14 protein-coding genes are annotated in these 13754 nt (G+C 63.9%); 9 read left to right on the forward strand and 5 right to left on the reverse strand.

Features of this window, described 5'->3' with window-relative positions; genetic code table 11:
- Positions 1-23 precede the first annotated feature (23 nt).
- Positions 24-1100, forward strand: a complete 1077-nt coding sequence (locus WBR68_RS02930) for a cell division protein ZipA C-terminal FtsZ-binding domain-containing protein (protein ID WP_127183726.1) — start codon at positions 24-26, stop codon at positions 1098-1100.
- The gene (ligA, locus tag WBR68_RS02935) at positions 1101-3203 is read left to right on the forward strand and encodes an NAD-dependent DNA ligase LigA (RefSeq protein WP_230693477.1); all 2103 of its coding nucleotides are present in this window, start codon (positions 1101-1103) and stop codon (positions 3201-3203) included. It begins immediately after the preceding gene.
- Positions 3204-3364: 161 nt separating this feature from the next.
- On the opposite strand, the gene WBR68_RS02940 is transcribed toward ligA, so the two are convergent.
- From WBR68_RS02940 to msrB, 4 genes are all read right to left on the reverse strand, one after another.
- Positions 3365-4141 carry a peptidylprolyl isomerase gene (locus WBR68_RS02940; protein ID WP_050447596.1) on the reverse strand — a complete coding sequence of 259 codons (777 nt, stop codon included), beginning with the start codon at positions 4139-4141 and terminating at the stop codon, positions 3365-3367.
- Between the two features lie 17 nt (positions 4142-4158).
- Positions 4159-4428, reverse strand: a complete 270-nt coding sequence (locus tag WBR68_RS02945) for a BolA family protein (RefSeq protein WP_083447412.1) — start codon at positions 4426-4428, stop codon at positions 4159-4161.
- Positions 4429-4508: 80 nt separating this feature from the next.
- Complete coding sequence (locus WBR68_RS02950) at positions 4509-5084, reverse strand: septation protein A (RefSeq protein ID WP_050447598.1); 576 nt, start codon at positions 5082-5084, stop codon at positions 4509-4511.
- Positions 5085-5483, reverse strand: a complete 399-nt coding sequence (gene msrB / locus WBR68_RS02955) for a peptide-methionine (R)-S-oxide reductase MsrB (RefSeq protein WP_050447599.1) — start codon at positions 5481-5483, stop codon at positions 5085-5087. It abuts the gene before it with no gap.
- Positions 5484-5535: 52 nt separating this feature from the next.
- Between msrB and WBR68_RS02960 the strand changes: the two genes are divergently transcribed.
- From WBR68_RS02960 to WBR68_RS02990, 7 genes are all read left to right on the forward strand, one after another.
- Positions 5536-6213 (forward strand): energy-coupling factor ABC transporter ATP-binding protein, encoded by a 678-nt coding sequence (locus WBR68_RS02960; RefSeq protein ID WP_127183728.1) that lies wholly within the window; start codon positions 5536-5538, stop codon positions 6211-6213.
- Positions 6210-6806: an energy-coupling factor transporter transmembrane component T family protein gene (locus tag WBR68_RS02965; RefSeq protein WP_050447601.1), complete on the forward strand. Its 597-nt coding sequence runs from the start codon at positions 6210-6212 to the stop codon at positions 6804-6806. The genes WBR68_RS02960 and WBR68_RS02965 overlap by 4 nt, the downstream gene beginning before the upstream one ends.
- Before the next feature lie 53 nt (positions 6807-6859).
- On the forward strand, positions 6860-7417 hold the full coding sequence (locus WBR68_RS02970; RefSeq protein WP_050447602.1) for a biotin transporter BioY: 558 nt from the start codon (positions 6860-6862) through the stop codon (positions 7415-7417).
- Between the two features lie 312 nt (positions 7418-7729).
- Positions 7730-8893: an ABC transporter substrate-binding protein gene (locus tag WBR68_RS02975; protein ID WP_050447603.1), complete on the forward strand. Its 1164-nt coding sequence runs from the start codon at positions 7730-7732 to the stop codon at positions 8891-8893.
- Between the two features lie 167 nt (positions 8894-9060).
- On the forward strand, positions 9061-10098 hold the full coding sequence (locus WBR68_RS02980; protein ID WP_050447604.1) for a branched-chain amino acid ABC transporter permease: 1038 nt from the start codon (positions 9061-9063) through the stop codon (positions 10096-10098).
- Between the two features lie 5 nt (positions 10099-10103).
- Positions 10104-11942, forward strand: a complete 1839-nt coding sequence (locus WBR68_RS02985; protein WP_050447605.1) for a branched-chain amino acid ABC transporter ATP-binding protein/permease — start codon at positions 10104-10106, stop codon at positions 11940-11942.
- Positions 11939-12700, forward strand: a complete 762-nt coding sequence (locus tag WBR68_RS02990; RefSeq protein ID WP_050447606.1) for an ABC transporter ATP-binding protein — start codon at positions 11939-11941, stop codon at positions 12698-12700. The genes WBR68_RS02985 and WBR68_RS02990 overlap by 4 nt, the downstream gene beginning before the upstream one ends.
- 115 nt (positions 12701-12815) lie before the next feature.
- Here the strand turns inward: WBR68_RS02990 and WBR68_RS02995 are convergent, their stop codons facing one another.
- Positions 12816-13661 carry a branched-chain amino acid aminotransferase gene (locus WBR68_RS02995; protein ID WP_050447607.1) on the reverse strand — a complete coding sequence of 282 codons (846 nt, stop codon included), beginning with the start codon at positions 13659-13661 and terminating at the stop codon, positions 12816-12818.
- Between the last annotated feature and the right edge of the window lie 93 nt (positions 13662-13754).

A 13754-nucleotide genomic window follows, 5' to 3' on the forward strand; every position in this document is an offset into this window, starting at 1 on the left:
GCCCCCCGGCGCGGGATGTACACATGAGTGATTTGCAGATCGGGCTGATAGCCCTGGGCGTCTTGCTGATACTGCTGGTGTTGGGATTCAACTGGTGGCAGGACCGGCGCGTCCGGCGCAAGATGCAAAGCCATTTCCCCACCTCTGAACAGGACCCGCTGCTGGGCGCGGGCGCCGCTGCCGGCGCCGCGTCGGCAACGGCCGGTGCAAGTCGGCGCGAACCCGGCATGGGCGCGGACGCGCCGCGCGCGCAGCCGGGCCAGCCGGCGCCGGTGGATCCGGGCAGCGATGCGGACGACGCCGAAGAGCCTGATCCCGCCTGCGAAGTGGTCATTGAAATCAACTTCGCCGAGCCCGTGCGTGGCGCCGACCTGCTGCCCTATATGCAAAGCCTGCGTCACGTGGGCCGCAAGCCCATGCGCGTGTTCGCCGAAACCGACCAGCGCCGCCACCGTGCGCGCGTGCATGCCGGCGAGTCCTATGCATCGATGCAATTGGCCGTCTTGCTGGCCAACCGCAGCGGCCCGCTGACCGCCATCGAATGGTCGCAGGCCTGGGCGCGTGCGCAAGACATGGCCGAACGATTCGACGCCACCATTGAAGGACCGGACCAGCAAGCCGTGCTGGAGCAGGGCGCCAGGCTGGACGACACCTGCGCCGCGCTGGACACCCAAGTGGGCTTGACCTTGTTGCTGGGTGCGGCCCAGCCGGCGGCGGAAGTGCTTGCCGTGGCCCGCGATACCGGTTTCCTGGCCGACGGCAATCGTTTGGCCTGGCCCGCTGAAAACGGCGTCACCCGCTTCACCCTGTCGCGCGCCGACGGCGCCGCCTTCGACGCGGGCATGGGTGGCGTGGAACGCCTCTACCTGCTGTTGGACGTGCCCTGCGCGCCGGCCGACAAGCGCGCCTTTGGCCGCATGGTGGACGTGGGCCGCGACCTGGCCGCGCGCCTGCGCGCGGAACTGGTCGATGATCAGGGCAAGCCGCTGGCGGAAGGCTCGGAGACCGTTATCGACGAACGCCTGCAAGTGCTGTTCGAACAGCTTGAACAAGCGGGCCTGCCCGCCGGAAGCGAGCGTGCTCAGCGGGTGTTTGCGTAAATGAGCGGCGCGTCTGGTGAAGTCAACCCCGCGGAAACCGCGGCTCGGCTGCGTGCCGAGATCGAGCAGCACAACGTTCGCTACTACGTCTACGACGAGCCTTCGATTTCGGATGCCGAATACGACGGCTTGATGCGGCAGCTTGAAGCCCTTGAGGCCGAGCATCCTGAGCTGGTCACGCCCGAATCCCCCACGCAGCGCGTGGGCGCGGCCCCGGTGTCGGCGTTCGGCAGCGTGCGCCATGCGGTGCCGATGCTGTCGTTGAACAACGCGTTCGACGAAGAAGAGGTCGTGGCGTTCGACCGCCGCGTAACAGACACCTTGCGCGGTGCAGGTCTTCTGGGACCGGCGCAGCAGGCCGATTATTTCTGTGAACTGAAGCTGGACGGGCTCGCGATCAGCTTGCGCTACGAAGACGGCCGGCTGGTTCAGGCCGCCACGCGCGGCGACGGCCAGACAGGTGAGGACGTCACCTCCAACATCCGCACAATCAAGGCGATACCGCTGCAGCTACAGGGCGCCGCGCCCAAGGTGCTGGAAGTGCGTGGCGAGGTGCTGATGAATCGCGCCGACTTCGAAAAATTGAACGTGGCGCAGGCCAAGCGTGACGAAAAAGTCTTCGTCAATCCGCGCAATGCCGCGGCCGGCAGCCTGCGCCAACTGGACCCTCGCATCACCGCCAAACGGCCGTTGCGTTTCTTCGCCTACGGTTGGGGCGAGGTGCAGGGCTTGCCCGGCAAGCAAGGCGGTCTGTTTGACGAGGCAACGGCTGGCGCCGGCCAGGCGTCGCAGTTGCCCGAAGCTTCGCACGGCGCCATGCTGGCCTGGCTGCACGCCCTGGGCCTGCCCGTGAACCTTAAGCACAACCACCGTGCCAAGGGCGCCGAAGGCTTGATGGCGTTCTACGCCCAGGTGGGCGCAATGCGTGCCAGCTTGCCCTACGACATCGACGGCGTTGTCTATAAGGTGGATTCGTTGCCGGCGCAGAAGGTGCTGGGTTTTGTGGCGCGCGCGCCGCGCTTCGCCCTGGCCCATAAGTTCGCCGCCGAGGAAGCCACCACCACGCTGCTGGACATCGAAGTCCAGGTCGGCCGCACCGGTGCCATCACCCCGGTGGCGCGCCTGAAGCCGGTGTTCGTGGGGGGCGTGACGGTCACTAACGCCACGCTGCATAACGAAGACGAAATCCGCCGCAAGGACGTGCGCAAAGGCGACACGGTCATCGTGCGCCGAGCCGGCGACGTCATCCCCGAAGTGCTGGGCCCCGTGCTTGAAAAGCGGCCCGACGACGCACAGGAATTCGTCATGCCCACGGCCTGCCCGGTCTGCGGCTCGGCCATCGAACGGCTTGAAGACGAAACCATTGCGCGCTGCACGGGCGGCTTGTTCTGCGGCGCCCAGCGCAAGCAGACCCTGTGGCACGCGGCCAGCCGCAAGGCGCTGGATATCGAAGGCCTGGGTGAAAAGTTGGTGGATCAGTTGGTGGACAGCGGCCGGGTCAAGACCCTGGCTGACTTGTACAGCCTGCGTCCGCTGGAACTGGTGGGCCTGGACCGCATGGGCCAGAAGTCCGCCGACAATTTGGTAGCGGCCATCGACAAGGCGCGTGCTCCCGGCTTGAACCGCCTGTTGTTCGCGTTGGGCATCCGTCATGTTGGAGAAACCACCGCGCGTGACGTTGCCCGGCATTTCGGCAGTATTGACGCCATCATGGACGCCGATGAAGATGCTCTGTCGTCCGTGCCGGACGTGGGCCCGGTGGTCGCGGCATCCATCCGCCGCTTTTTCGCCGAGCAGCACAACCGCGACGTGATCGAGCAATTGAAGGCGCAGGGGGTCAACCCCGTGGCCGAAGCCGTGCCGCAAAGCACGACGCTGGCGGGCAAGACCTTTGTGCTGACCGGCACCTTGCCCAACTGGACGCGCGAAGAAGCGTCGATGCACATCCAGGCGGCGGGTGGCAAGGTCAGCGGGTCGGTGTCCAAGAAAACCGCGTATCTGGTGGCTGGCGTCGAGGCGGGCAGCAAGCTCACCAAGGCGCAAGAACTGGGCGTGACCGTGCTGGACGAAGATGCATTGAAAGAACTGCTGGGCCTGTCGTAGCCGGACGTGATCAAAAGACGGTAGATCAAGGGCAGTAGACCAACGCGCAAATCAAAAAGCTGCACGCTCCTGGGCGCGCAGCTTTTTTTGCTTTAACGCACGATCCGCACGGGCAAAAAAAACTGCCCGCATCGGCGGGCAGTTTCGGGTCTACGGCAGGCTTACTGGATCTTGGCCTTGTCGCGCAGTTGCTTCTGGTAGTCGGCCAGGGTTTGCTGGCGCAGCATTTCTTCCAGTTGCGGACGCACTTGGTCCAGCGGCGGGAATTCCACCGGGCGGGTGTCGTCCACCTTGATGATGTGCCAGCCGAACTTGGTTTGCACCGGCTTGTCGACCAGTTCACCCTTCTTCAATTGGGTCACGGCTTGAGCGAACGGCTGGACGTAGTTGGTCGGGGGAGCCCAACCCAGATCGCCACCCTTTTCGGCGCTGCCAGGGTCCTTCGAGTTTTTCTTGGCCAGGTCGTCGAACTTGTTCTTGTTGCTCTTGATCTGGGCCAGCAGGTCATTGGCCGTCTTCTCGTCTTCAACGAGGATGTGACGGACCTTGTATTCCATCTTGCCGGCTTGTTCCTGCTTGATCTTCTCGTATTCAGCAGTGACCTTGGCGTCCGACACCGGGTGCTTGGCCAGGTAGTCGGCCATCAGGGCGCGAACCAGGATGCCTTGGCGGGCCAATTCGATTTCCGTCTGAACGTCGGCTTGCTTGGCGATGCCGCTGGATTCGGCGGCTTGCACGAAGATCTGGCGGTTGATCATTTCTTGCTTGACCTGTTCGCGCAGTTGCGGCGAATCGGTGGCGCCCTGGCTAACCAGCAGCTTGACGAATTGATCCAAATTCTTTTGCGGAATGGCCTTGCCGTTAACGGTGGCCACGTTCTGCGCGAAAGCAGGCACGGCGATGACGCAGGCCGCAGCCAGCATGACGATGCGTTTCATGAATATCCTTTTACTTTCTATTTGGGAGCCTGGGCATCTAGCGCAAGCGCATGAATCGGATAGGGGATCAAATCTTGCAAATGATGATACACCAGCCTATGTCGCGCTACGGCGGAGAGCCCCGTGAAGCAAGGCGCTACGATGTGCACGCGATAGTGGCCGGCGCCGTTTTTACTGCCTTCGTGGCCGGCATGCAAATGCGAGTCGTCCAGGATGTCCAGCGTGACGGGGTCCAGGGCGGCCAGGCGCTCCCGGATCAGGGCAATGCGGTCGGTGGTGTCTGACATGGCGGCAATATGAAAGTTCCGGCGCGCACGCTTGGCGATGCGCGCCGATTATTGGACCGGCTGATGCCGTCTATGGCGGATCAGGGCTTGCTAGGCGGGGTGTCCGAGCTGGCGTTTTCGTCGGTTTGGATATGTTTGCCCAGCCAGACCGATTGCCCGATTACGAAGACGATCATCAGGCCCATCAGGCCAAAGGCCTTGAAGCTGACCCATTGCGACTCGGTGAAATGGCCCGAGAACGCCACATACAGGTTCAGCGCGCCAGCCACCAGGAAGAAGGCTGCCCAGACCAGGTTGAGCTTGTCCCATGCCGCATCGGGCAGTTGAATCTGCTTTTCCATCAGGCGACGGATCAGGTTGCGGCCGAAAAACAGGCGGGCGATCACCAGCGCGCCGCCGAACAGCCAGTACAGCACCGTGGGCTTCCACTTGATGAACACATCGCTGTGCAGCCAGATGGTGGCGCCGCCGAAGACCAGGATGACGGTCAGGTTCACCCAGTGCATGGCTTCGGTGGGGCGGCCCGTTACCTTTAACCAGACAATCTGCAACACGGCGGCCGCCATGGCGACGGCCGTGGCGGTGAAGATGTCCGTGTACCGATAGGCGATGAAGAACAGGAACAGCGGGAACAGGTCGAACAGAAACTTCTTCATTCAGTTTTCTATGGGTTCAAACGTCATCGACAGGGAATTGATGCAATAGCGCAGCCCGGTGGGCGGCGGGCCGTCGGGAAAGACGTGGCCCAGATGCGAATCGCAGACGTTGCACAGCACTTCCGTGCGGACCATGCCGTGGGTGGTGTCGCGTTCTTCGCGCACCAGTTCAGGGTCCAGCGCCTGGAAGTAGCTGGGCCAGCCACAGCCGGCGTCGAATTTGGTGTCGGATGCGAACAGGGCCGTGCCACAGCCCACGCAGCGGTAAATACCCGGCGTGGTCGTATCCCAGTAACGCCCGGTGAATGCGCGTTCGGTACCTTTTTGACGGGTGACCACGTATTCTTCGGGGGAAAGTTGTGCGCGCCATTCGGCGTCGGATTTGCGTACTTTTTCCATATCAGCTCTTGGAGTCCCGATGCCCGAAATGGTTCGGGCATAATCCCGCCCCATGTTAATCGAGTTTGACCAGGCGGTAGTGACGACGCCCCAGGCGGAAGTGTTGCGCGGGGTGAGCGTGACGCTGGCCGAACGCCGCATCGGTATTGTCGGCCCCAATGGTGCGGGCAAGAGCACGCTGGCGCGCCTGGTCAACGGCCTGGTGACGCCATCTGCGGGCAGCGTGCGTGTCGACGGCCTGGATACTCGCCACGACTTGAAGGCCGTGCGCCGCCGCGTGGGCTTCGTATTTCAGAACCCGGAAAACCAGATCGTGTTTCCGATCGTGCGCGAAGACCTGGCGTTTGGCCTGAAGCGCCTGGAACCCGACAAGGCGCGGCGCGAATCACGCATCGACAGCCAATTGAACGCGCTGGGCGTGGGCCACCTGGCCGACCGCAGCAGCCACACGCTGTCGGGCGGCGAACGTCAACTGGTGGCGCTGGCGGCGGTGCTGGTCATGGAGCCGGCGCTGGTCGTCTTTGACGAACCGACCACGCAATTGGACCTGCGCAACCGCAACCGGGTCCGCCATGCCATTGCCGCGCTACCCCACGACGCCATTGTCGTCAGCCACGATCTGGAATTGCTGGAAGACTTTGACCGGGTGCTGGTGGTGCGCGACGGCACGATTGCCGCCGATGACACTCCCGCCGCGGCCTTGCGCTGGTACCGGGAGCACTGCGCATGATCGAACCGCTTTATGTTGCCGGCGGCTCGGCGCTGCACCGGCTGCCTGCCTGGTTGAAGCTTGCCGCGCTGGTGGCGGCGGGGGCGGGTCTGTTCGTGCTGCGCGACCCGCGCTGGCTGGGTGCGGCGTTCGCGGCGGCGGCCCTGCTGGTGTGGTCGACCGGCGTGTCGGCGGCTGCCGTCTGGCGGCAGGTGCGCGGGCTGTTGTGGGTGTTGCTGGCGGTGGGGCTGTTCACGGGCCTGTTCCAAGGCTGGATGGAAGCCTTGGCGGTGGTGCTGCGTGTGGGCGCGATGGTGGGCTTGGCGCTGGCGGTAACGCTGGCGACCCGCACCTCGGACCTGATCGCTGTCTGCGAACGCGCCTTGATGCCGCTGGAACGCATCGGGCTGGTCGACGCCGGCAAGGTGGCGCTGGCCTTGGCGCTGGCATTGCGTTTCGTACCCGAAATCTGGCGCAACTTTCACGAGATCCGCGAAGCCCAGGCCGCGCGCGGCTTGGGGGCTCATCCGGTGGCGTTGATTGTGCCGCTGATTGTGTTGACCTTGAAACGCGCCCAGGAAGTGGCGGAAGCCATCGATGCGCGTAGTCTCTGAGCTGCCCGCACACCGGTACTCCCACGCCGTATTGATTCCATAAAGGTGAACCCATGAAATCCCACAATACCGTGCTGATCGCGCTGTTCGCGGCGTTGATCGTCGTCCTGAGCCTGATTCCGCCGATTCCCTTGCCGGGTATTCCGGTGCCAATTACCTTGCAGACGCTGGGCGCCATGCTGGCCGGCGCCATGCTGGGCCCGCTGCGCGGGGCGCTGGCTTGCCTGCTCTATCTGGGTTTGGCGGCCATCGGGCTGCCTGTGCTGCCCGGCGGACGCGGTGGCCTGGGCGCGTTCCTGGGGCCGACGGGCGGTTTCCTGGTGGGCATGGTGGTGGGCGCCTTGGTGATCGGCTGGCTGGCGCGTATGTTGCCGGCACGCGCAACCCAGGATTGGGCCAAGCTTGGCGGTTACGTGGTCGCTTGCGTGGTGGGCGGCATTCTGGTCGTGTATGCCTTCGGGGTGCCGTGGCTGGCGTCGGTCACCAAGATGGGCTTGCCCAAGGCGGCGGTGGCGGTGGCAGTGTTCTTGCCGGGCGATCTCATCAAAGCCGTGATTGCAGCGTGGGTGGCGTCACGGGTGGAGCGCGTCTGGCCGATGTTGGGTCGTTAGCCGCCGCGCCGGGGCGTCGTCCGGGATTCGCCGGGTGACAGGACCGTAACCCGGCACCGACTGGCTTTGCGGCATGCTGCGATTTCCAAGGGAATCCCCCAACTGACGGGCCGAAACGTTTTCAAGTACAAGTTCGCCATTAACGAATGCGTTTGCTAAATCAATGTTTCCGCAGCACATCAGGGATTTACCGTAGTTGCGCGACGTCATTTGATACTGTTTTAACCCTATAATATTTTTTTCTGTATAACTTTAACTAGGCTCGCTTCGCCTCAACCGAGGCACATAAGAGCCATCACAGGAGACAAAAATATGCGCAAGCACTTCGGCTTGTCCGCGGCGGCTGCCGCTTTCGCCTTGGCCGTGCCGCTCCTGGCGAGCGCCCAGGTCAAGGTCGGCGTAACGGTGTCCAGCACCGGCCCGGCCGCCTCGCTGGGTATCCCCGAACGCAATACCGTGGCGCTGCTGCCCAAGGAAGTGGCCGGCCAGAAGATCGAGTGGATCGTCCTGGACGATGCCACCGATACCACCCAAGCCGTCAAGAACTCTCGCAAGCTGGCCACCGACGACAAGGTCGATGTGCTGATCGGCACGTCCGTGACGCCGGGTTCGCTGGCCATGGTCGACGTGGCCGCTGAAGCCAAGGTGCCGATGATCAGCGTGGCCGCCAGCGCCAAGATTGTGGAACCCGTGGACGACAAGCGCCGCTGGGTCTTCAAGACCCCGCAGAACGACGCGCTGATGGCCGGCGCCCTGGCTGACGCCATGGCCAAGTCCAAGGTCAAGACCCTGGGCTTCATCGGTTTTGCCGACGCCTACGGCGACGGCTGGCTGGACGTGATGCAAAAGGCCGCCAAGGCCAAGGGCATCGAAATCGTCGCCATCGAAAAATACAGCCGTACCGACACCAGCGTGACGGGTCAGGTACTCAAGCTGGTCGGCGCAAAGCCGGACGCCATCCTGATCGCCGGCGCCGGCACCCCGTCGGCCTTGCCGCAAAAGGAACTGAAGGCCCGCAACTACGGCGGCACCATCTACCAAACGCACGGCGCCGCCAACAACGACGTGCTGCGCGTCTGCGGCAAGGACTGCAATGGCATGTACCTGCCGGCCGGTCCGCTGCTGGTCGCCGCCCAATTGCCCGATTCGAACCCGGTCAAGAAGTCGGCCCTGGCTTATGTCGAGACCTATGAAAAGGCCAACGGCGCCAACTCCACCAACACGTTCGGCGGCCACATGTGGGATGCCGGCCAATTGGTCGTGGCCGCGTTGCCCGTGGCGCTGAAGACGGGCGCCAAGCCCGGCACGCCGGAATTCCGGGCCGCCATGCGCGACGCCCTGGAAGGCGTGAAGAATCTGGCTGCGTCGCAGGGCGTGTTCAATATGTCGCCCACCGACCACGCTGGCTTCGACGAACGTTCGCGCGTCATCGTCAAGGTCGAAAACGGCAAGTGGGTCTATCAGCCCGACCTGTAATTTCTCCAGGTTTGCCCGATCCACGGATGTGCAACGCGAAGGGGGCGCCAGTGGCTGGCGCTTGCCTTGCGGCGCCTGAGCAATGCTTCGCACCGGCCTTTCCGGCCGGTGTGTCGTATCAGTGTTCCGGGCGGGGCCGGAACACCAAGAATCAATAAGGTTGTTAGATGGATTCCACAATTGCGCTGATCCTGCTGCAAGACGGTGTCGTCAACGGCGCTATCTATGCCCTCCTGGGCATGGCTCTGGTGCTGGTTTTCGCCGTTACGCGCGTCATTTTCATTCCCCAGGGTGAGTTCGTGGCGTTCGGCGCCCTGACCCTGGCCATGCTGGTCGACGGCAAAATGCCGGGCACGGCCTACCTGCTGCCGCTGCTGGGCGCCTTGTGCCTGGCGATGGAGCTGGTGCGTGCGATACGTACCCGCAACTTCGCCGGCCTGCCCAAAACGTTCTTGATCAGCGTCGTTCTGCCGCTGGCGTTGTTCTGGTTGACCAAGCACTACACCGCGCCCGACAACTCGTTGTGGCTGAACATGCTTTTGACGCTGTTGCTGGTGATCCCGATGGGGCCGATGGTCTATCGCATCGTCTATCAACCCCTGGCCGAAGCCACGGTGCTGGTGCTGCTGATCGTCTCGGTCGCCGTGCACTTCGCGCTGACCGGCCTGGCGCTGGTGTTCTTCGGCGCGGAAGGCTGGCGCACGCCGCCGTTCGTCAGCGGGCAAGTCGACTTCGGCTTCATGACCTGGTCCGCGCAGAGCCTGTTCGTGGTGGCCACCTGCGGGCTGCTCATCACCGCGCTGTGGTTGTTCTTCGGCAAGACGCTCTATGGGCGCGCGCTGCGCGCCACGGCCGTGAACCGTCGCGGCGCGCGCCTGGTGGGCATCAGCACCACCATGTCCGGCAGCCTGACCTTCACGTTGGCCACCGCCATTGGCGCCATGTCCGGCATGTTGATCGCGCCCATCACCACCGTGTATTACGACACCGGCTTCCTGATCGGCCTGAAGGGCTTTGTGGGCGCCATCATCGGCGGCCTGGCCAGCTACCCCGTGGCCGCCGCCGGTTCGCTGTTGGTGGGCGTGCTGGAATCGTTCTCGTCTTTCTGGGCCAGCGCCTATAAGGAAGTGATCGTCTTTACCTTGATTATCCCGGTTCTGGTCTGGCGTTCGTTCAGCACCCATCACGTGGACGAAGAGGAATAACCGCCATGAATCGCATTCTGCTCGCTGTATTCATCGTCGTCCTGGCGGGCCTGCCCTTGCTGCCGGTCACGCCCGAATTCTGGGTGACGCAACTCAATTACATCGGCTTGGCCAGCTTGGTCGTGCTGGGCCTGGTGCTGCTGACCGGCGTGGGGGGGCTGACGTCGTTCGGCCAGGCCGCTTTCGTGGGCCTGGGCGCCTACACCACGGCGTTCCTGACCACGCAGTACGACGTGTCGCCCTGGCTGGCGCTGCCCACCGGCCTGGTGCTGACTGCCGTCGTCGCCTACCTGCTGGGCGCGATCACCCTGCGCCTGTCCGGCCACTACCTGCCGCTGGGCACCATTGCATGGGGCCTGTCCTTGTACTTCCTGTTCGGCAACATCGACTGGCTGGGCAAGCACGACGGTATTGCCGGCATCGAGCCCATCAGCATTTTCGGGGTGTCGCTGGCCAGCGGCCGCAACATCTATTACCTGATCTGGGTATTCGTGCTGCTGGCGCTGTGGGCCACCCGTAATCTGCTCAATTCGCGTCCGGGCCGTGCCATCCGCGCCTTGAAGAGCGGCGCGGGCATGGCTGAATCCATGGGCGTGAACACTGCTGCCTACAAGGTCGTTATCTTCGTCTGGGCGGCCTTGCTGGCCTGCATTTCGGGCTGGCTCTACGCGCACATGCAGCGCGCCGTCAGCCCCAGCCCGTTTGGCGTCAACTACGGCATTGAATACCTGTTCATGGCGGTGGTGGGCGGCGCGGGCTACGTCTGGGGCGCCTTGCTGGGTTCCGGCGTCATCCTGGTGCTGAAAGACCAGTTGCAGAACTGGCTGCCCAAGCTGCTGGACACCAACGCCAACTTCGAGATGATCGTTTTCGGCGTGCTGCTGATCCTGATGCTGCAATACGCACGCAATGGTCTGTGGCCCATCCTGGCGGGCTGGTGGAGCAGCATTACTGGCGCCGACGGCTCGCGCCGCAACCTTGCGCCGCCTGCCGCCGCGCCGGCTTTGCCGACTCGCGCGCGGCCCCAAGCCGGGCAGGTGGTGTTGGAAGTGGACGCCATCCGCAAGGAATTCGGCGGCCTGGTCGCCGTGAACGACATCACGTTCAAAGTCAGCTCGGGCGAGATCATGGGCCTGATCGGCCCCAATGGCGCGGGCAAGAGCACGACCTTCAACCTGATCAGCGGCGTGTTGCCGGTGACGCGCGGCAAGGTCACATTCATGGGGCAGCGCATCGACAGCCGCTCGGCGCGCGAGATCGCCAAGCTGGGGGTGGGCCGCACGTTCCAGCACGTGCAGTTGCTGCCGGGCATGACCGTGCTGGAAAACGTGGCATTGGGCGCGCACTTGCGTTCCGACGTGGGCGTGCTGGCTGGCGCCTTGCATTCGGATCGCGCCCGCGAGGCGCAACTGCTGCATGAAGCCGCCGAGCAGATCAAGCGTGTGGGCCTGGGCGAATACCTGTACGAACAGGCGGGCAACCTGGCGCTGGGCCAGCAACGCATCCTGGAAATTGCGCGCGCCCTGGCGTCCGACCCGGTGCTGCTGTTGCTGGACGAGCCCGCCGCCGGCCTGCGCTACAAGGAAAAGCAAGACCTGGCGCGCGTGCTGGAGCAACTGCGCTCGGAAGGCATGAGCATTTTGCTGGTCGAACACGATATGGATTTTGTGATGCGCCTGACCAACCACCTGGTGGTGATGGACTTCGGCACCAAGCTGGCCGAAGGCGTGCCCGCCGATGTGCAAAAGAACCCGGCTGTGCTGGAAGCTTATCTGGGCGGCATCGACGACGACCTGCCCGAAGCGGATCAGGCCAAGCCCGTGTCCGCAGGAGGTGTGCAATGAGCGCAACGCAATCGCCCGTGCTGGAAGTCAGCAACCTGTCGGCCCGTTATGGCAAGGTTGGCGCGCTGGTCGGCGCGTCCTTGACCGTGCCGGCCGGCAGCATCGTTACCGTGATCGGCGCCAACGGCGCCGGCAAATCCACCATGCTGAACGCCATGATGGGGTCCTTGCCGCAAACCGGCCATGCGGCCGGCAGCGTGCAATACGCCGGCACCGACGTGTCCGGCTGGCAGGTCGAGCGCCGCGTGGCGGCCGGCATGTCGCTGGTGCCCGAGCGCCGCGAATTGTTCGGCACCATGTCCGTCGAAGACAACCTGCTGCTGGGTGGCTTTCGCCGCTATCGCGCCCGCGAGGCCGGCTGGCGCGATACGCTGAATGAAGTGTTTGAACTGTTCCCGCGCTTGCGCGAACGCCGTGGGCAACAGGCCGGCACCTTGTCGGGCGGCGAACGCCAGATGCTGGCCGTGGGCCGCGCGCTGATGGCCAAGCCCACCTTGCTGATGCTGGACGAACCCAGCCTGGGCCTGGCGCCGCGCATCGTGCGCGAGATCTTCCACATCATTGCGCGCCTGCGCGAAACCGGCGTGGCTATCTTGCTGGTCGAGCAAAACGCCCGCGCGGCGCTGCAAGTGGCGGACTACGGCTACGTGCTGGAAACCGGTGAAGTCATCCTGCATGGCCCGGCGCGCGAACTTGCCGGTGACCCGAAGGTGATCGAAAGCTATCTGGGGCTGGGCAAGGGCGCCGAAAAGGACTGAACCAAACCCCGAGCCAACTTTCTGGCTAGTTCGATGGCCAATAAAAATGCCGCGACCCGGATTCGGATCGCGGCATTTTTTTCACCCCGCGAGTTTTGCGGGGCTAGGCCTATGCTTACTTGCGGCCGGTGCTTTCCGCGTAGTCCATATACAGCTTATGCGCGCGACGGGCCATGGGGCCGTACTCCAGCGCGCGGTCCTCCACGCGGTTCACATGGACCACCTTGCCGTAGTTGCCGGACGAGAACACTTCGTCAGCGTCTTCGATGTCGGCGCGGGTCAGGCTGCGTTCCTGCACCTCGACCCCGTCGGCTTGCAGCAGGGCCAGCACACGGCGGCGCGTGATGCCGTTCAGGAAGGTGCCGTTGTCCACGGGCGTGGAAACCACGCCGTTCTTCGCGATCCACAGATTGCTGGTGGCGAACTCGGCAATATTGCCCGCGCCGTCCAGCATGATGGCGTTGTCGAAACCCTTGTCGGCGGCTTCGCGGATGGCGCGTTGGCCGTTGGGATACAGGCACGACGCCTTGGCGTCGGTGGGGGCCATGTTCGGCCACGAGCGCGCGTAGCTGGAAAAGCAGGCCGAAAAGCCAAGTTCGCCCGGCATCGGCACCTTGAACACGTGCAATACGAATTGGGTCTTGTCGGCATCCGGCAGCAGGAAGCCGTCGGCGCAATAGAACATCGGCTTGATGTAGAGCTCGGTGCCGGCGGGGAATTTGGCCACGGCTTCCAGGCACAGCTTCTGGATGTCTTCCCAGCCAATCTGCGGCTTCATCAGCATCTTTTCGGCCGAACGCACGACACGCTGGCAGTGCAGGTCCAGGTCAGGCGTGAGGCCACGGAAGGCCCGCGCACCGTCAAAAACCATGCTGGCCATCCAGAAGGCGTGGTCGGCCGGGCCGAGCAGTTTGGGGTTTTCAGTGGTCCAGTGACCGTCGTGCCAAAACAGGGCGTCCATGTTGGAATCTTCCTTCGCTTGAATCGGGGGGCGCCGACTTGGCGCCGAAACGTCAGGATACAGGAGGCGGCTGGCGTCAGCGGCCGGCCGCCT

Origin of the sequence: Achromobacter sp. JD-1, from assembly GCF_038594925.1 — a bacterium.
GTDB lineage: Bacteria > Pseudomonadota > Gammaproteobacteria > Burkholderiales > Burkholderiaceae_B > Achromobacter > Achromobacter spanius_C.